At 42.4% G+C, this 16,369-nt stretch carries 18 protein-coding genes, 2 tRNA genes and 2 rRNA genes (1 of these 22 cut by a window edge); 8 read left to right on the top strand and 14 right to left on the bottom strand.

Annotation, left to right across the window (positions count from 1 at the left end; genetic code table 11):
• Window positions 1–3 precede the first annotated feature (3 nt).
• Window positions 4–849, bottom strand: a complete 846-nt coding sequence (locus R8389_RS01515) for a zinc ribbon domain-containing protein (RefSeq protein WP_317637753.1) — start codon at window positions 847–849, stop codon at window positions 4–6.
• A gap of 261 nt (window positions 850–1,110) precedes the next feature.
• Between R8389_RS01515 and R8389_RS01510 the strand changes: the two genes are divergently transcribed.
• Entirely contained in the window at window positions 1,111–2,073 is a 963-nt protein-coding gene (locus R8389_RS01510; RefSeq protein ID WP_317637752.1) for a D-2-hydroxyacid dehydrogenase, read from the top strand.
• 132 nt (window positions 2,074–2,205) lie between these two features.
• Here the strand turns inward: R8389_RS01510 and R8389_RS01505 are convergent, their stop codons facing one another.
• Both R8389_RS01505 and R8389_RS01500 read right to left on the bottom strand, forming a co-directional pair.
• A complete protein-coding gene (locus tag R8389_RS01505; protein ID WP_317637751.1) occupies window positions 2,206–2,607 on the bottom strand; it encodes an MFS transporter in 402 nt (133 codons plus the stop codon).
• Between the two features lie 52 nt (window positions 2,608–2,659).
• Complete coding sequence (locus R8389_RS01500; protein ID WP_317637750.1) at window positions 2,660–3,112, bottom strand: MarR family winged helix-turn-helix transcriptional regulator; 453 nt, start codon at window positions 3,110–3,112, stop codon at window positions 2,660–2,662.
• 210 nt (window positions 3,113–3,322) lie between these two features.
• Between R8389_RS01500 and R8389_RS01495 the strand changes: the two genes are divergently transcribed.
• Window positions 3,323–3,691: an EXLDI protein gene (locus R8389_RS01495; protein WP_317637749.1), complete on the top strand. Its 369-nt coding sequence runs from the start codon at window positions 3,323–3,325 to the stop codon at window positions 3,689–3,691.
• A gap of 114 nt (window positions 3,692–3,805) precedes the next feature.
• Here the strand turns inward: R8389_RS01495 and R8389_RS01490 are convergent.
• Window positions 3,806–3,878: transfer RNA gene (locus tag R8389_RS01490), tRNA-Thr, on the bottom strand.
• Window positions 3,879–4,104: 226 nt separating this feature from the next.
• Window positions 4,105–4,287, bottom strand: coding sequence for a YlcI/YnfO family protein (locus R8389_RS01485; RefSeq protein WP_317637748.1), 183 nt, complete (start codon window positions 4,285–4,287; stop codon window positions 4,105–4,107).
• A 148-nt stretch (window positions 4,288–4,435) separates the two neighbouring features.
• Between R8389_RS01485 and R8389_RS01480 the strand changes: the two genes are divergently transcribed.
• The 3 genes from R8389_RS01480 to R8389_RS01470 all read left to right on the top strand — a co-directional run bounded on the left by R8389_RS01480 (window position 4,436) and on the right by R8389_RS01470 (window position 6,803).
• Window positions 4,436–5,158: a BspA family leucine-rich repeat surface protein gene (locus R8389_RS01480; RefSeq protein ID WP_317637747.1), complete on the top strand. Its 723-nt coding sequence runs from the start codon at window positions 4,436–4,438 to the stop codon at window positions 5,156–5,158.
• Between the two features lie 76 nt (window positions 5,159–5,234).
• Window positions 5,235–5,774, top strand: coding sequence for a hypothetical protein (locus R8389_RS01475; RefSeq protein WP_317637746.1), 540 nt, complete (start codon window positions 5,235–5,237; stop codon window positions 5,772–5,774).
• Between the two features lie 27 nt (window positions 5,775–5,801).
• Window positions 5,802–6,803 (top strand): SLAP domain-containing protein, encoded by a 1,002-nt coding sequence (locus tag R8389_RS01470; RefSeq protein ID WP_317637745.1) that lies wholly within the window; start codon window positions 5,802–5,804, stop codon window positions 6,801–6,803.
• A gap of 84 nt (window positions 6,804–6,887) precedes the next feature.
• On the opposite strand, the gene R8389_RS01465 is transcribed toward R8389_RS01470, so the two are convergent.
• Window positions 6,888–7,646 (bottom strand): NADPH-dependent oxidoreductase, encoded by a 759-nt coding sequence (locus R8389_RS01465; RefSeq protein WP_317637744.1) that lies wholly within the window; start codon window positions 7,644–7,646, stop codon window positions 6,888–6,890.
• Window positions 7,647–7,772: 126 nt separating this feature from the next.
• On the opposite strand from R8389_RS01465, the gene galE reads away from it, so the two are divergent.
• Window positions 7,773–8,762, top strand: a complete 990-nt coding sequence (gene galE / locus R8389_RS01460; protein WP_317637743.1) for a UDP-glucose 4-epimerase GalE — start codon at window positions 7,773–7,775, stop codon at window positions 8,760–8,762.
• Window positions 8,763–8,902: 140 nt separating this feature from the next.
• Here galE and R8389_RS01455 read toward each other — a convergent pair whose 3' ends face one another.
• The gene (locus R8389_RS01455) at window positions 8,903–9,445 is read right to left on the bottom strand and encodes a GNAT family N-acetyltransferase (protein WP_317637742.1); all 543 of its coding nucleotides are present in this window, start codon (window positions 9,443–9,445) and stop codon (window positions 8,903–8,905) included.
• 167 nt (window positions 9,446–9,612) lie between these two features.
• Here R8389_RS01455 and R8389_RS01450 point away from each other — a divergent pair, with 167 nt between their 5' ends.
• Window positions 9,613–10,983 (top strand): amino acid permease, encoded by a 1,371-nt coding sequence (locus R8389_RS01450; protein ID WP_317637741.1) that lies wholly within the window; start codon window positions 9,613–9,615, stop codon window positions 10,981–10,983.
• Window positions 10,984–11,125: 142 nt separating this feature from the next.
• Entirely contained in the window at window positions 11,126–11,815 is a 690-nt protein-coding gene (locus R8389_RS01445; protein ID WP_317637740.1) for a B3/B4 domain-containing protein, read from the top strand.
• A 41-nt stretch (window positions 11,816–11,856) separates the two neighbouring features.
• On the opposite strand, the gene R8389_RS01440 is transcribed toward R8389_RS01445, so the two are convergent.
• From R8389_RS01440 to R8389_RS01410, 7 genes are all read right to left on the bottom strand, one after another.
• The gene (locus tag R8389_RS01440) at window positions 11,857–12,219 is read right to left on the bottom strand and encodes a DUF956 family protein (RefSeq protein WP_317637739.1); all 363 of its coding nucleotides are present in this window, start codon (window positions 12,217–12,219) and stop codon (window positions 11,857–11,859) included.
• Between the two features lie 3 nt (window positions 12,220–12,222).
• Window positions 12,223–13,137 (bottom strand): PTS system mannose/fructose/sorbose family transporter subunit IID, encoded by a 915-nt coding sequence (locus tag R8389_RS01435; protein ID WP_317637738.1) that lies wholly within the window; start codon window positions 13,135–13,137, stop codon window positions 12,223–12,225.
• A gap of 27 nt (window positions 13,138–13,164) precedes the next feature.
• Window positions 13,165–13,971 (bottom strand): PTS mannose/fructose/sorbose transporter subunit IIC, encoded by an 807-nt coding sequence (locus tag R8389_RS01430; protein ID WP_317637737.1) that lies wholly within the window; start codon window positions 13,969–13,971, stop codon window positions 13,165–13,167.
• 18 nt (window positions 13,972–13,989) lie between these two features.
• Entirely contained in the window at window positions 13,990–14,991 is a 1,002-nt protein-coding gene (locus R8389_RS01425; RefSeq protein WP_317637736.1) for a mannose/fructose/sorbose PTS transporter subunit IIA, read from the bottom strand.
• A gap of 180 nt (window positions 14,992–15,171) precedes the next feature.
• Window positions 15,172–15,244: transfer RNA gene (locus tag R8389_RS01420), tRNA-Asn, on the bottom strand.
• Between the two features lie 11 nt (window positions 15,245–15,255).
• Window positions 15,256–15,372, bottom strand: a 5S ribosomal RNA gene (rrf, locus tag R8389_RS01415).
• An 84-nt stretch (window positions 15,373–15,456) separates the two neighbouring features.
• Window positions 15,457–16,369, bottom strand: a 23S ribosomal RNA gene (locus R8389_RS01410); it runs 1,998 nt beyond the window's last position.

Raw genomic sequence — 16,369 nt, 5'->3', positions numbered from 1 at the left:
CCCCTACATTCTACCAAAAGACATCATTTGTCCGATAATAGTCTGAAAAAGTAGCGCATTCAAGATTAACATCCCGACAAAATTGATTCCCAGAGCAATCAGACAGCCATAGACTTTGTCCCGCTTTGCACCTTCATCACTAAGCAAGACTACTTGTTGACCCACTGAGAACAGCATTAAAATTACCACTAATAAAATTACAGCGGGCACAATACTGCCAGGCCCCATCAACATTAATAAAAAGAAGATGGCGGCAAAAATCAGGTTCAAGTTGCTCGCATGGGCGCTGCGATTGACAAAGTCTAGTAGTGCCACTTTTCGATCATAAATAAACTTGTGAGCCAAATAAGTACTGCCAATCATAATTACTTCATATAACAGAATAAACAGAAGCACTTTTAAAACGATCCCAAAGGAAAAATCGACCATGCTGAGGCCTTGTGCCGCTTCATTAAAGTGATTTGAAAAACTAATCGCAGCATGAAGTAGCGTGTTGGCACAGAAGTATAGGCCCAAAACAATTAGTAAGTCGACCAGTAGAATAGTCACCCAGCCGTACCAGCTTTCAGCTTGCACCGTGTTGTTCGCTGGATTTTTCCAAGAATCAAGGCACCATTGCCAATAGTCGCCCCAGCTTCTTGCCTTACCGGTGGTTTGGCCACTAGCCTGATTGTTTGCTGACTGACTAGCCTCCACTTGTTGCGGCTGAACCGAGGGCTCTTCCTGCTGCTTAAGTGGTGCCTGCTGCGTCTTTGGGATTGCTTTTACTCCGCGTAAATCAGTTCCACAGGCTGTGCAAAAATTGACATCGGCTTCCATTGTGGCACCGCATTTAGGACATTTTTTCATTCATAACTCCTTCTCTAACTTATCTTATATTGACAATACAGATAATTATAAAACAACAAATAAACCACTTTTATTTCTCTACTTTATCAACTTATTGTGAAAAAGCAGTATATCCAATAATTGTAGAATTATTCAAAAATACTGTCAAATATCCGCAAGATTCAGTTTATTCATAAAGTGATTTTTTATTATAGTTAACCTGGAAAATTATAGTAAACTAGAAGACAGAAGAGGAACTAATTTTCTAATGAGGTAAGAAAAATGAAAATTGTAAATTTGGATAGTTACGCCTTAAATCCTGGAGATCTAGACTGGGCACCGCTTAAAGAATTAGGCGAATGTACTTTTTACGATCGGACACCTGTGGACAACGACACCGAAATTCTCAACCGGATTGGTGACGCAGAAATAGTCTTAACCAACAAGACCCCGCTGGACCAAACAGTCATCACTTCCGCACCCAAGCTTAAGTACATCGGGGTGACTGCAACGGGCTATAACGTGATCGATACGGTGGCCGCCCGAGCTGCTGGCATCCCCGTGACTAATATCCCGACCTACGGCACCGAGGCCGTTGCTCAGTTTACTTTTGCCCTGCTGCTTGAAATCACCAGTCAAGTCGGTTTGCACAACGAGTTAGTCCACCAAGGAAAGTGGTCGAGCAATCCTGACTTTACTTTTTGGGCTACGCCATTAATGGAACTATCAGGCAAGACACTTGGCCTCATTGGTTTTGGTAGTATTGCCCAAAAGGTGGCCGAAATTGGCCACGCTTTTTCAATGAACGTGATTTTCTATAATCACCGGCCTAAAGCTGACCTTCCGGAATACGTTAGGCAGGTTGACCTTGATGAGTTGTATAAACGCGCAGACATCATCAGTCTGCACGTTCCGCAGGCACCCGAAACTACCGAAATGATTAATCAAGAGTCTCTTAGTCAGATGAAAGACGGCGTTATCATCATTAATACTGCCCGCGGTGGCCTGATTAAGGAGGCCGACTTAGCTGCTGCCCTTGCTAGTGGTAAAGTTGGCGCCGCCGGTGTTGATGTGGCTGGGCGCGAACCGATTCCAGCAACTAGTCCATTATTAGCCGCACAGAACTGCTATATTACGCCGCACATTGCCTGGGCCCCCCGTGAAACTCGTAACCGGCTGCTCGGGATTGTGCTTGATAATTTGCGAGCCTTCCTCAATGGCCAAGAAATGAACGTGGTTAACTAAGTTAACACACAAAAAAGCCCGCTATACCAACTTAGGTATGGCTGGGCTTTTATTTTAGGTTAAAAAATTGCCTAATACTGCTTTTTGCTCAAGCAAAATGATTTGGGTGTAAAGCATAACTACTTAATAGTATTACTTGTGCTCTTCCTTAGCTGTTGGCAAGAAAAACGACAAGACTAGTCCCACTAGCACAAAGCTGATCATTAGGATAAAGCCCCAGTGGTAACCGACGGCAAGCGCGCAGACTACAGATCCGCTAAAAAAGATGGCCATCATCGTCAAATAATTGACCTTCAGGCTAAATGAATTAAAAATCCACGCGGACATTGGAATCATTAAACCAACGACCAATAAGTAGGCCGTCGTCAGCCATTGGGCAGTCGCTTGACTGACGCTAAAAGCATGCATTATTGTGGGTAGCGCATTATTCAAAAAAGTCTCTGCCAAAAGAGCAACAAAGGCTCCAAATAGCAGAACGACCATCATCAAGTTGCGTTGCCGGTTTGTCATTTTAGGGATGCTGGCACTAATCATTTTCTCTCTCCTTTTATGTAGTAAGCTACACTTATGTCGATAAAAAAGAACATTAGAAGTTCTTAATAATCTGCTGCAAAATTTTGGTAATTCGCTCAAGATCAGCCGGGCTGAGCCCCTGCACGATTTGCCGGTTGACCTCATTCATAATCCCATAGATAACAGCAAGATGAGTAGCAATAAAACTGTTGCCTGCAGTAGTCAAAGACAACTTAATCTGCCGGCGATCTGCCGGCATTCGTTCCGCACTCAGTAAACTTGCCTTTTCTAAGCGCCGAACAACACTGCGAATAGTTGGATGACTCAAAACAAATTTATCGGCCAATTCTTTTTGTGTAATTGTCTTACCATGCGCTTCATACAAGTAAACCATCATCGTAATTTGCGGACCGGTCAGGTTATAATCGGTAATTGCCCGGGCTATCCGATTATTGAGTTCCTTCTCAATCAGCGTATTAGCAATCTTAATTAGCGGACCAAGTTCATTTAAGGATGAATTATTCATGTTTTCCTCCTTGAATATGTAGTTTACTACACTTTATTAAAAAAACAAGCATTTGATGAATAAGTTTACTTGTAACTAATTATTTCCCACCACTCCTACTTAAAGTAATCGCGTTAGGAATTAGCCGCATTACAACTATTTTGAAGCATTACTTGTTGTGAAAATATGATAAAATCTATAAATATAATATCTAATGCGGAGATGATATCAATGGCTTACCAAGAAATCACTTTAACAATTAACAACCAAGGAATACATGAAACAAAAATATTTCAAGGGATAAAAATTTACAGTCATTGTCAAAAGTCAGCTAACAATCAAACCAAAATATCTCAAAGAATTTATCAAACTCCTAAACATAATTATGTCTACTATCAGCGCACTGATGTTAATTGGAATTATTGGAGCGATCCTCACAAGTATGACTCTGCTTTTGCTCCAGAAGATATCGATAATCAGATTATTTTTAAAGTCGTACCTCAATTGGCACAGTTGCAAACCTATTTAAGTACTGCATTAATTCAAAAGCTACAACAAAAAGTTGACCAAGGAACACTTATAGAAAAACTGGATATTTAACTATTAGCTTGTCTAATTTTGGGCCAAATCTCCGTAATAAACAAAAATTAGCCCGAGTTTATCTCACCTAGGTCAGATAAATTCGGGCTAATTATGCTACATGTTCTTAACTGATGCTGATTGCCAGAATCGAACTGGCGACCTTTTCTTTACGAGGGAAACGCTCTACCAACTGAGCTAAATCAGCGCTTTTTGACAACGTTTAAATTATAGCAGAACTTAAAAAGTCATGCAATTGAATGCATGACTTTTCTTGCCTGATATTAATACTTTTAATGAACAAACCAGTGTTTCTTACATTTCAGAAACGCTATTTTTAAAGATATAAATAGAATCATTTATACTATATTGATAATTTGTATTGCTTTTTGCAAGACAAATTGTAAAATATAGCTGTAGAGTAAATGATATTATTATTTTTCTTTTGGTGTTTCTTCCATATTGTCTAGTGCATACTCACATGCTTGGATCACAAAGCCTGAAAAGGTTACATTCTTACCCTTAATTGCCTGCTCAATTCTTTGAATGAGCTTAAGGGGAAACCTAACTGTTTTATTTTCAGTTTCCCTGTGATTTGGTTTGATTCTGAATGCCAAATTAATCACCTCCTGCAAGTTAATTATATGGGGCAAGCAGTGATAAATATGCATTGCATAATGCATTTTAAATTACGGCATAAAAAGAAATGCAAAGCGTATAATAATACTGTCAAAATTTCTAGCTCAAAATAAAGGAGGACGATTATTGCTAACAACTATTCAGAAGGATAACAACAAGAAAGAATCATTAGGTAAAGGAGTAAAAATGAAAAACAATCACAAAATAGGTAAATTAATAATTAGTGCAGCTCTCGCCGGCACGCTGGTTGGGGTCTCAACGACAGTTCTGCCAAAACAACCGGGCGCACTTCAAACTATTCAAGCGAAAAGTAAGAAAACCATCAAAATCAGCAAATATTCTGAAAATAACAATTGTATTTTAAAGTTTGATGTTACGACTAAGACCCTGCACATCAAGGAAGGCGCAAACAATAACATCTTAGGAACGACTCCAATCTATGAGGCAGTTCATAAGGCGAAAAAACATATCTCTAAAAGACGCACATTCAAACCAAGTGACATCAAGCATATTAGTATCGATAATGAAATAGCCTTATCAGATGATTCTAAAGACCTGTTTTCAAAGCTGTACAATCTCGAAGATATTAGCGGACTTGATAAAGTAGATACGGGCATTAGTTATAATTTAAGCAGTCTGTTTGCTAAAGATAAAAAATTGAAGTCTTTGGACTTAAGTAGCTGGGACACAAGTACATTACAATTTTCTTATGAAATGTTTTCCGGTGACAAATCGTTAACTGAAATCAATCTGACTGGCTGGGGCATTAACTCCACTTCAGATTCGATTTTTGATGGTCTTGACACCACCAAAGTTAAAATCATCGGCATCGAAAAAAATGCGGACTAAGTTGCTTTAAAAAAATTAATTATACTTGGTCAATGTTGTTATAGCTGACAACAGCAGATTAGGAGAAAAAAGCCATATGAAAGTCAAAAGAAATCTGCTTGCACTGGTTGCGTTAATCAGCTTAAGCACGATCGGCAGTTTATCGGTTACTTCTGTCAATCCCGTGCAGGCAAAATCCGCCAGAGCCGTCTTCCCCAAGAAAATGCGCGGCACCTGGTATCAATTTGATAAAGATGCCAACCGTATTAAAAAATGGACTATCACAAAAAATAAGGAGATTTTTTATAACAAAGGCAAAAAATCTTATCTTTATTTGCATGCTAAGCCAAAGTATATACCTGCAGTAGTTAAAACCACCAAAAAGACCAAAAATTGGACTTATCTTGAGCCTGTGATGCGAGTTCGCGGTCGAAAATGGGTTACTCAATATGGTTGGGATCAAACTGCCGGAGCTGGAGCACACTATAACGTCTCTAAGCTTAAAGGACACTGGGTTCTGACCGATGCTGGTGGAGCAGGTTTCTGGTATTCAAGCCATTGGTACCGCTCCCCTAAACTAGCAAAAAAGTTTAAAAATCGCCATTATAAAGGCTTTGCTTATGACAATATTTGGTAAATATTATCAAATAGCTTGGAGGACAAAATGAAACTTAATCAAAAAATCGCCATCGTATTGTGTGCTAGTGCTTTAACCGGTTTGGGGTCAACTACGTTTATTACGACTCACACTCAGATAGCCAGTGCTAGTGCCAGTCACGCTGGTTATAATAACTGGATTCAATACGGTACTTTGAAGTATGCGTTGAAGGGACCTTCTGGTAAGATTTATCCGGCTGGTACTAAGGTGGCTAGATATGCAGGTAATTTAACAACACCAGATAAATCGCTACCAGCGTCACCATTTTTACTGACACTATCATTGATGGGCGCGCCTGGTGATGGTAATATTCAGTTTGGTGGTGGTAAAATTGCTGAAACCTACGTTAATGTTGGTGAATGGCAAGCAATTGGTGATCCAGATCATGATAACGGCATGGATATTGTCCAAAGCACATCTGATGCAACCGACTTAGCATCTAGCGACTTTCATCCAGTAGACAGTAATAATGCTGACGTGAGTCATGCTGATATATCAGCGTTACGCGCAATTGTAAACAAATATGCTGGTATCGTATATATTACTACTAAGGATGTAAATTGGCGTGAAAATAGTAAAATAGCTTCCGCGCTAAGCGACAGATATTCAAAAGCTCTGGGTATGGGAGTGGATCAATCTACAGTTGATCAGTTAACTGCTGATTATACAGCTGCGTTAGACCATTACATCAAAACCGGTAGTCTTGATGTAAATGATAATGCACCTGCTAAGCCTATCACACCATCAAATGGTAATACGACAACGCCATCATCTGGTAACACAACGCCAAATACGCCAAGCGTAGCACCATCATCTACTCAGCGTAACTTGAGACTGCGTAAAGCGTCATATCGTTATACTAAGAAGGGCAAGCGTGTTTCAAGAAAGCTCTTGAAGCGAGGCTCTGTTGTAAAGAGTAATGGCAAGGTTTATCGGATTAAAGGTAAGACTTATTATCGGATTGCAAAGAATCGTTATATTCGTGCTGCTAACGTGAAACTAGGTTAAAAATAATTAATTGTGCATGACCAAGAAATGAGCCCCGTAAGTTGAACAATTTACGGGGCTTTTCATTATCTGCCAAATCTTACCTTATTTCCAATCTAGACACAGTTTCTGTTTATGCAATAATTCTGGCAACTGATCGCGATCAATGGTCTTAATGTTTAACTTATTACCAGTAATCTGTTTGGTAAAAGAGTCAATGCGCCGGTTGGCATCACGCAGGTCATAATACGTGGTTACCTCCTGGTCGTAATCCTTGAGATCATCAACTTTAAAGTTGCGCGAATAGTCATTTTCAAAGGTGGTAAACTCAAGTGGCAATCGCGGCTTAAGTTGCGGCTGCTGGTCTGGGACCCCAACTTGCATCCCTAGCGCCGGAAAAGTCAATTCGGGCAGGTCTAGCACATCTAACATTGCCAAGGGATGATCGTTAATCGTGCCCAGCGGCACATAACCTAGCCCCATACTCTCCACTGCATTGGCCACATTTTGCCAGGCCAGCAAGGTGTCATCCATCCCCTGGAAGAAAATATCTGTCGTATGCACCCGGCCATCGTCCTGCCCTAGTTGCTGGCGAATTTGCTGATTGCGGTACAAGTCAACCACAAAAATTAACAAGTCACCTTCTGCTCCAACATATTGCTGCCCGCATAATTCCCTGATCTTTGCTCTTTTGCTTTCAGCAGTGATGTGCAGCAGCGTTGCATTCTGCATGAACATGCTAGTGGCCGTATGCTGGAAGACCGTATAAAGGGTGGTCAGCTGGTCCTTAGTGAGCTGCTTATCCTTAAATTTTCGAATCGATCGGTGATCAAGCTGCTGATCAATTGTTGAATTGTGCATCATGGTTAGCGCTTCTTTCTATATTACTAATAATAAGTAAGTAACTTCATTATAGCATAAAAAATGTCCCCCACTTTTGCTACGCTGTGCTAAAATTTACTTAGCTATTTATATTCAATGGAGGTAATTATGCGTATATTAGTTGTTGGTGGAGCGGGCTATATTGGCTCTAACGCAGTTAGAGGACTCATTAACCAGGGTAATGAGGTGGTCGTACTCGACGCCCTCTACACCGGTCACCGTAAAGCGGTTGACCCCCAAGCCAAGTTTTATCAAGGCGACATTGAAAATAAGTTTTTAGTTAGCCAGATTTTGCGCAATGAGCACATTGACGCCGTAATGCACTTTGCTGCATACTCCCTCGTGCCAGAATCCGTAAAAAAGCCTTTAAAGTATTACGACAACAATGTCTCTGGCATGATTGCCTTACTTGAAGCAATGAAGGATGCTGGCGTCAACTACCTAGTCTTTTCATCAAGTGCAGCAACTTATGGTATACCCAAGCAACTACCAATCACTGAAGATTCACCGACGGAGCCAATCAATCCCTACGGTGAAACTAAGCTCATGATGGAAAAGATTATGCACTGGGCTGACCAGGCCGATGGAATTAAGTCGATTGCCCTACGTTACTTTAACGTTGCGGGAGCTTCTAGTGACGGTAAAACCGGAGAAGACCACGCACCTGAAACTCACCTAATCCCCAACATTCTCAAGAGCGCAGTTAGCGGTGATGGCAAGTTGACCATCTTCGGAAATGACTATGACACTAAAGACGGCACTAACGTGCGCGACTACGTGGAAATTTCTGACTTAGTTGATGCCCATATCCTAGCACTTAAGCATTTGATGACAACCAACAAGTCAGATATCTTTAACCTGGGCACAGCTCATGGTTATTCTAATTTAGAAATTTTGCAGGCGGCATGTGAAGTTACCGGTATTGACATTCCCTATACAATGGGCCCAAGACGAGGCGGGGACCCTGACAGTCTGGTAGCTGATTCAACTAAAGCAAGAACTATCTTAAAGTGGCAGCCTCAACACGAAAATGTCCAAGAAGTTATCGCTAGTGCCTGGAAGTGGCATCAGACTTGCCCCAATGGCTACGATGACTAAATAAAAAAGCTGGCAACACCTTAGAGCATGAAATGAGTCCCGAAAGTTAGACAACTTTTGGGACTCATTTTTATAACTAAATTAGCTAAAAGACAGAAAATTGAGCTTTATTATCAGCGACCAAAATTCTACTTAACTATTTATTTACCAATTATTGTATACAGATCTAGGTCATGAAATTTGCCATGATATTTCAACTCATCCTTGAGTAAAGCAACATGGGTAAAATGCAGCCGGGTGGCAATTGCCCGACTAGCATGGTTATCATGCTCGGCCACTAAATTCAACCGATGCAAACCGAGTTCTACCCAGGCAAGGTCAATTACCTGCTCTACTGCCTTGGTCATAATACCTTGACCTTGGAAGGCTTGCCCAAGCCAGTATCCAATTTCACCGCTTTCGTTTTTCAAGTTAATCTTGTGCACATCAACCATGCCTGCTGGTTGATGATCAACTAAAACGACTAGCACTAATTTCCGATAATTGGCCGTATCTACCCGCATCATCTTAATAAAGTCAACTTCATCTTGCACAGTTACCACTTTATCAGCCCATGGCAAAAAGCGGGACAACTCTGAGCGATCTTGTTTAACCAACTCAAACAAGGCCGGCGCATGGCTGAGTTCCGGTAAAGCCAACTGAATAGTCAGATTATTAAGCGTGAAGTTACGGCTAACAAACATTTAAATACCCTCCCATTTTTAGTAAATTTATCATACTACAAGAAAAGCCCGCTGGACTATTTTTTTAAAATTAGGACAACCTAGTATTTTTACTGGTCCTTTAAATCAAGCTATTGGGTTAATGTTATAATTAAATAATATCCTAGTTTAAAAAATGGAGTGATCTGATGAGTAAAAAAGACCAAAAAAGCGAACCCACTTATGAACGGACGCTGACCAACGCCCATATTCAGCTAATTGCCTTAGGCGGAACAATTGGTACCGGTTTATTTTTAGGTGTGGGCAACAGTATCCGGCGAACCGGTCCTAGCGTTATTCTGATCTACGTGATTGTCGGAATTTTTTTGTTTCTATTGATGCGGGCACTGGGAGAGTTGATAGTTTCCGACTTATCCAAGCACACCTACATTGACTTTATTAAAAAATACCTTGGCAAAGATATAGGTTTTATTACCGGCTACCTATACTGGATTAGCTGGATAACCCTGGGGATGGCCGAAATGACGGCCTTGGGCATTTACTTTCAGTATTGGTTTCCGCATTTGCCTACCTGGGTGCCGGGACTGGTCACAATTGCTATTTTGCTCTTTATCAACCTACTGTCGGCCCGGCTTTTTGGCAATCTGGAGTTCAGCTTTGCCATTATCAAGATTGTGACCGTAATTGCCTTTGTTATTCTAGTTGGTTATTTATTAGCTACCGGTGGTAAAACTAGCTTTGGGCCCGTGACCCTTGCTAATCTAACCACTAATGGCGGATTTTTTGCTAAAGGTAGTAGTGGCTTTTTCTCAGGCTTTCAAATGGTTATCTTTAGCTTTGTTGGTGTGGAACTGGTCGGGGTAACGGCTGCTGAAGCACAGAATCCCCAGGTTGTTATCAAAAAGGCTATCAACCAAGTACCCGTGCGGATTATTCTTTTCTATGTATTAGCAATTATCGCTATTCTCATAGTCATCCCTTGGCCCCAAATTTCCACTTCATCCAGTCCCTTTGTGCAAACCTTGGCCGCAACTGGAATAAAAAATGCCGGCTCAATCATCAACTTTGTGGTGATTTCTGCAGCCGTCTCCTCCACCAACAGCTTCCTGTATAGTGCTGGCCGTTTACTGTTCTCAGCCACTTTCAACGGTGAAGGCAAATGGAATAAAACCTTCGGTCAGCTGCGGCGGCAACTACCACAGAATGCTCTCATCTTATCTGCTGGACTCATGGCACTTGCTCCACTGGTTATCATCATGATTGGTAACAGTGCTTTTGACTTTATCTCGTCCACCTCAACCAGTATGTTCCTAATTATCTGGTGTTTAATGCTCCTTACCCATATCGTATACCGTCTCAAGACTAACCAGCAAGAATTGACCGCTTTTCAAATGCCGGGTTTTCCTTGGTTGGATTATCTTGCCCTAATCTTTTTTGTCTTGATGATTGTTTTACTATTAATTTTACCAGCCAACCGAACAGCAATGATTGTAGCAATTTTGATCTTCGTTTTGCTAGCTAGCACAGCTAAACTTTGGACTAAAGAAAAAGCAGCTTAGCTTGGTACTTGTTTTTGTTCAAATTTTATATTAAAATCACAGTTAAATACACATTATAGTCGCCACCGGGTGACCGCACTTAGTGAACTCTTTAGGTCTTAGTAGAGTTTACTAAGTGTTTTTTATTATTAGGAGAATTACCATGACTGCACTAATTGTTGACCAAGAATTTTGGTCATTGTTTCCAGATGCACAAATTTTTGCTATTGAATTACGAAACATTGACAACCATATCCCTACCGACCAAACAGAGTATCAATTGCTACTTAGTCAGGCTGAAGAACAGGCTAAATCATTTTTAACCGCGCCAGACTTTAAGAATAATTCTGTTATTGCCGAATGGCGCACGGTCATGACCAAGTTTAAAAAGAAAAAGGGGGCTCGTGCTTCAATTGAGGCTTTACTAAAAAGAGTCGACCAAGGCCACACCTTTACCCCAATTAATCCTCTAGTGGATATTTACAACAGCATTTCATTAACCTATGGCGTTCCCTGCGGGGGTGAGGATCTCGACACGCTAACTGGCACCATGCACTTAGGGTTAGCACAGGGTAATGAGGCTTTCTATCCAATTGGCTCCGATAAAAACGACCCACCCCGTCCCCAAGAAGTAATTTATTATGACACCAGTGGTGCCGTCTGCCGTTCTCTCAACTGGCGTGATGGTGAGCGCACCATGCTTACAGAAAGAACAAAGAATGCAATTTTAATTATTGAAGGTATCACTGATCAACAAAAAGCCAGAGCGCAAAATGCTATTAACGCGCTGCAAAGTGAGATCTTTGACAGGTTAAAAGTTAAAGGAACAATTAAACGTTTTAGCAGAAACTAGACAAAAAATTCCGCGGTAAGGTTACTTACCGCGGAATTTTGCTATTTATGAATAAATCTACTCTTAATCTTCTGCCACAGACCTAAGGCCCGCCGCATCCGATCAGCCGGTACATACTTCCGGATAGCCCGCAAAGCTTCCTTGTTATTGCGCGCCGAGAAGATAAACTCCCCATTTTTACGCGTTCTAACTTCAAAACGCGGAATGTACCGGCCACCAAAATGCACATCAGCCACAACATAGGTTACTTCTGCCCAGGGTATCTGGACATAGTCAGCGGGGTTACGGTCATTGTAAAACTCAAATGCCTTATTGCCGACCATGATTTTACCGTAGGTCGCCACACCGCGAAACCAAGTTGCACTGGATGTTAAATCGAAGTTGGTATTACTTGATTCAACCATTTTTTACAGTACATGCAAAACGTGCAATACCACACCGACAATAAAAATACCGATGATGATCACAATTGGTGAAACTTTCTTCTTTAATAACCACATACAGAAGAAGGTTAATAAGAGACCAGCAAGACCTGGGATTAACATATCCAAATTGTTCTGCAGCGTTGTTACCTTGAACTTGGTTAAAGACAAGCCATTACTTTGATCAATCAAAGCTTGTTGAATCCCTTTGGCACCAGCTGGAAGTGAGTTCCAATCAATGTAGCCACCCTTTTGAATTGGTGTTTTCGAGACGATTGGGGTGAACTTGATGTTAACCCAGCGCTCAATTAGTGAACCTAAAACGAACATTCCCATCATCGAAGCGCCTCGGGTAACCTTTTGCAAAAGTCCACCGGACACATCGTTAGTAATTGCAGAACCCGCACGATAACCGAATTCCTGGGTGTACCACATAAATGCCAATCTAATTGCGTTCCAGATAACAAAGAACAGAATTGGTCCCAGCAGGTTACCCTGAATCGCCATTGAAGCACCCAAGGCTCCAACAATTGGTCTTACCGTGTACCAGAAGACTGGGTCGCCGACACCGGCCAGCGGTCCCATCATTCCAACCTTAACACCCTGAATAGCCTCGTCTTCAACCGGAGCACCATTAGCCTTATCCTCTTCTAAAGCCAGCGTAACACCCAAAATTGGTGAAACTAGGTAGGGGTGCACATTGAAGAACACCAAGTGTCGCTCAAGAGCTGCTGCCATATCATCCTTGTCAGAATATAACTTACGCAAAGCTGGGATCATCGAATATGCGAACCCACCGTTCTGCATTCTTTCATAATTCCAAGAAGCCTGCAAGAATTGTGAGTGCCACATTACTTTGAAGCGGTCGGTTTTAGTTAATTTGATTTTTTGATCAGCCATAATAAAATCCTCCTCTTAAATATCACTTTAATAATCATCAATGATATCGCCGAGTGGGTCGCCGGTACCGTCATTATCTGAATTTGAATTGCTGCTGCCACCCTTTGACTCAAGTGCCAAGTACATCACAGCCATTGCTAATCCGATTGCACCCAAAGCAATTAGGGTTAAATTTTGAATTGCTGCCAGGGCAAAACCGATGGCAAAGAATGGCCAAACTTCACGACTGGCCATCATGTTAATTACCATTGCATAACCAACTGCTACCACCATAGCACCACCGATTTGCATGCCTTCACTTAGCCAAGCAGGCATTAAGCCCAACCAGTACTGAACAGTTGAGGCGGGAATAGCAAGCAACAAAGCAGCAGGGATAGCAATTCGTAACCCTTGCAAGCAGACATCAAGCCATTGCCACATATTGATTTTGCGCCAATTGCCCTTTTTAGCATCAGCATCCATAATGTGCACAATACCAGTAGAAATAGTCCGCACAATCATGGTCAAGAACAAACCGGCAACGGCTAATGGCATCGCAATCCCCGTAGCCATACCGATTCCCTTGGTACCTTGGCCACTTTGAACTAAGATGATAGCTGAGGCAACGGAAGCCAAAGCAGCATCGGGAGCCACAGCTGCACCAATATTAGCCCAACCGAGGGCGATCATTTGTAAATAACCACCTAACATAATTCCCAAGTCTAAGTGTCCCGTAACCAATCCAATTAGCGTACAGGCAACCAGAGGTTGGTGAAATTCCCATTGATCCAAGATGCCTTCCATACCAGCTAAAAAGGCAACAAGAACAACTAAAATCATTTGAATAGCATTCATTTTTTTGCTCCTATCCTATTATTTCTTTTGTTCGTCTAGTAAACTTTGAGCCTTAGCCAAAATTGCATCCATGTTGCCTGACTTATCGGTCGGAACCTTACGAACATCATACTTAACGCCCATCTTTTCAAGTTCATGGAAAGTGTCGACGTCTTCTTGGTTCATCGACAATACATTGTTAGCATTAACATCGCCAACCCGGTAAGACATTGAGCCCACATTAACCGTCTCGATATTAACCCCCGCTTTGACTACCTTTAAAACATCTTCGGGATTTTCAAAGAGTAACAGGGCATGAGTGTTTCCAAAACGTGGATCTTGGGCAATTTCAATCATTTTTTCGATTGGCACCGTATGAGCTTTAACGCCCGCTGGCGCTGCTTCACGAATCATGCTCTTACGCATTTCATCCTTAGCCACACTGTCAGAAACGACAATAACTCGGTCTGGATGCATTGCTGGAATCCAGCCAGTAGCGACCTGACCATGCAGCAACCGTGAATCAATTCTGGCTAACACAAATTTAATGTGACCATCGCCCACAACAGTTCCTTCGGGAATTTCCTTTTGGTCAGCAGCTTTAGTCATAGGAGCAGCTTGATTAGCTGCTGTTGGCATTAAGTCAGCTGGCTTAGTCTTAATTCCTTCCTGAGCTGGGGTAATAATTGCAGTCGCAACTTCGTGCGCAGTGGCCTCAGGATTCGTCATCCGTTGCGTTAACGCTTCTACCACCATTGGTAAATTCATACCTGATACAACAGCCCAAGCAGGTTTTTCTTCAAGTAAACTATTCGCCTGGTTGAATGGTGTACCTCCCCATAGATCAACGATTAGTAATACTTCATCTTGACTGTCAAATGAAGCAATCGCGTCTTCCATTTTACCTTTAATGTCATCTGGCCCCTCATCAGGCGTCAAAATAACATGGGCAAAATTGTCTTGTTCGCCGAACAGCATTTGCGCAGACTGCGCAATTCCATCGGCGAAACCGCCATGGCTGGCTAATACAATTCCTACCATGAGATTTCCTCCTTTAGATAAAATATATCCTCGACTATTATACCTTTTGAAAAACCTTAAGTCACGCGGTAATTGGCGATTTTCAGCAATCTTTAAGATAACAGTAGCGGGTTTTTGCATAACAAGAAAGGATTAATTCCGCGCAAAAAAGAGGACCCCCAGGTCCTCTTCTCTCACTTGCTCCGGCTGTCAGACTCGAACTGACGACATCTTGATTAACAGTCAAGCGCTCTACCAACTGAGCTAAGCCGGAATATTAAAAAAGCACGGCAGCGTCCTACCCTCGCAGGCAGTCTCCCACCAACTACGCTCGGCGTTAAGAAGCTTAACTGCTGTGTTCGGCATGGTTACAGGTGTTTCCTTCTTGCTCTTGCCACCGTACTTTTCTCTTTTTGAGTTTTTACACTCAAAACTAAATATAATCCTTCGAAATTTACCTTCCGCAATCTTTAGCTTGCACTCGCTTTGGTCAAGTCCTCGACTGATTAGTACTAGTCCGCTCCAAACCTCACGGCTCTTCCACTCCTAGCCTATCTACCTCATCGTCTTTGAGGTGTCTTACTACTTTCGTATGGGAAATCTCATCTTGAGGGGGGTTTCGCACTTAGATGCTTTCAGCGCTTATCCCTTCCATACGTAGCTACCCAGCTATGCCCTTGGCAGAACAACTGGTACACCAGCGGTATGTCCATCCCGGTCCTCTCGTACTAAGGACAGCTCCTCTCAAATTTCCAACGCCCACGACGGATAGGGACCGAACTGTCTCACGACGTTCTGAACCCAGCTCGCGTGCCGCTTTAATGGGCGAACAGCCCAACCCTTGGGACCTACTTCAGCCCCAGGATGCGACGAGCCGACATCGAGGTGCCAAACCTCCCCGTCGATGTGAACTCTTGGGGGAGATAAGCCTGTTATCCCCAGGGTAGCTTTTATCCGTTGAGTGATGGCCCTTCCATGCGGTACCACCAGATCACTAAGCCCGACTTTCGTCCCTGCTCGAGTTGTCGCTCTCGCAGTCAAGCTCCCTTATACCTTTACACTCTGTGAATGATTTCCAACCATTCTGAGGGAACCTTTGGGCGCCTCCGTTACTCTTTAGGAGGCGACCGCCCCAGTCAAACTGCCCATCTGACACTGTCCCATGCCTCGCTTAGAGGCCCTGGTTAGAGCAGCCATCAAACAAGGGTAGTATCCCAACATTGCCTCTGATAATACTGGCGTACTATCTTCTCTGGCTCCTACCTATCCTGTACATGTTTAACAGCTACTCAATATCAAATTGCAGTGAAGCTCCATGGGGTCTTTCCGTCCTGTCGCGGGTAACCCGCATCTTCACGGGTATTATAATTTCACCGAGTCTCTCGTTGAGACAGTGCCC

This window comes from Lactobacillus xylocopicola, from assembly GCF_033096005.1.
GTDB lineage: Bacteria > Bacillota > Bacilli > Lactobacillales > Lactobacillaceae > Lactobacillus > Lactobacillus xylocopicola.
Note: the sequence above shows the minus strand (reverse complement) of the source record. Positions and strands in the feature narration are given on the sequence as shown.

What these genes read in the sequence shown, in the direction of transcription:
- R8389_RS01515 (WP_317637753.1), bottom strand. Translation starts at nt 849, where the DNA reads ATGAAAAAATGTCCTAAATGCGGTGCCACAATGGAAGCCGATGTCAAT.
- R8389_RS01510 (WP_317637752.1), top strand. Translation starts at nt 1,111, where the DNA reads ATGAAAATTGTAAATTTGGATAGTTACGCCTTAAATCCTGGAGATCTA.
- R8389_RS01505 (WP_317637751.1), bottom strand. Translation starts at nt 2,607, where the DNA reads ATGATTAGTGCCAGCATCCCTAAAATGACAAACCGGCAACGCAACTTG.
- R8389_RS01500 (WP_317637750.1), bottom strand. Translation starts at nt 3,112, where the DNA reads ATGAATAATTCATCCTTAAATGAACTTGGTCCGCTAATTAAGATTGCT.
- R8389_RS01495 (WP_317637749.1), top strand. Translation starts at nt 3,323, where the DNA reads ATGGCTTACCAAGAAATCACTTTAACAATTAACAACCAAGGAATACAT.
- R8389_RS01475 (WP_317637746.1), top strand. Translation starts at nt 5,235, where the DNA reads ATGAAAGTCAAAAGAAATCTGCTTGCACTGGTTGCGTTAATCAGCTTA.
- R8389_RS01470 (WP_317637745.1), top strand. Translation starts at nt 5,802, where the DNA reads ATGAAACTTAATCAAAAAATCGCCATCGTATTGTGTGCTAGTGCTTTA.
- R8389_RS01465 (WP_317637744.1), bottom strand. Translation starts at nt 7,646, where the DNA reads ATGATGCACAATTCAACAATTGATCAGCAGCTTGATCACCGATCGATT.
- galE (WP_317637743.1), top strand. Translation starts at nt 7,773, where the DNA reads ATGCGTATATTAGTTGTTGGTGGAGCGGGCTATATTGGCTCTAACGCA.
- R8389_RS01455 (WP_317637742.1), bottom strand. Translation starts at nt 9,445, where the DNA reads ATGTTTGTTAGCCGTAACTTCACGCTTAATAATCTGACTATTCAGTTG.
- R8389_RS01450 (WP_317637741.1), top strand. Translation starts at nt 9,613, where the DNA reads ATGAGTAAAAAAGACCAAAAAAGCGAACCCACTTATGAACGGACGCTG.
- R8389_RS01445 (WP_317637740.1), top strand. Translation starts at nt 11,126, where the DNA reads ATGACTGCACTAATTGTTGACCAAGAATTTTGGTCATTGTTTCCAGAT.
- R8389_RS01440 (WP_317637739.1), bottom strand. Translation starts at nt 12,219, where the DNA reads ATGGTTGAATCAAGTAATACCAACTTCGATTTAACATCCAGTGCAACT.
- R8389_RS01435 (WP_317637738.1), bottom strand. Translation starts at nt 13,137, where the DNA reads ATGGCTGATCAAAAAATCAAATTAACTAAAACCGACCGCTTCAAAGTA.
- R8389_RS01430 (WP_317637737.1), bottom strand. Translation starts at nt 13,971, where the DNA reads ATGAATGCTATTCAAATGATTTTAGTTGTTCTTGTTGCCTTTTTAGCT.
- R8389_RS01425 (WP_317637736.1), bottom strand. Translation starts at nt 14,991, where the DNA reads ATGGTAGGAATTGTATTAGCCAGCCATGGCGGTTTCGCCGATGGAATT.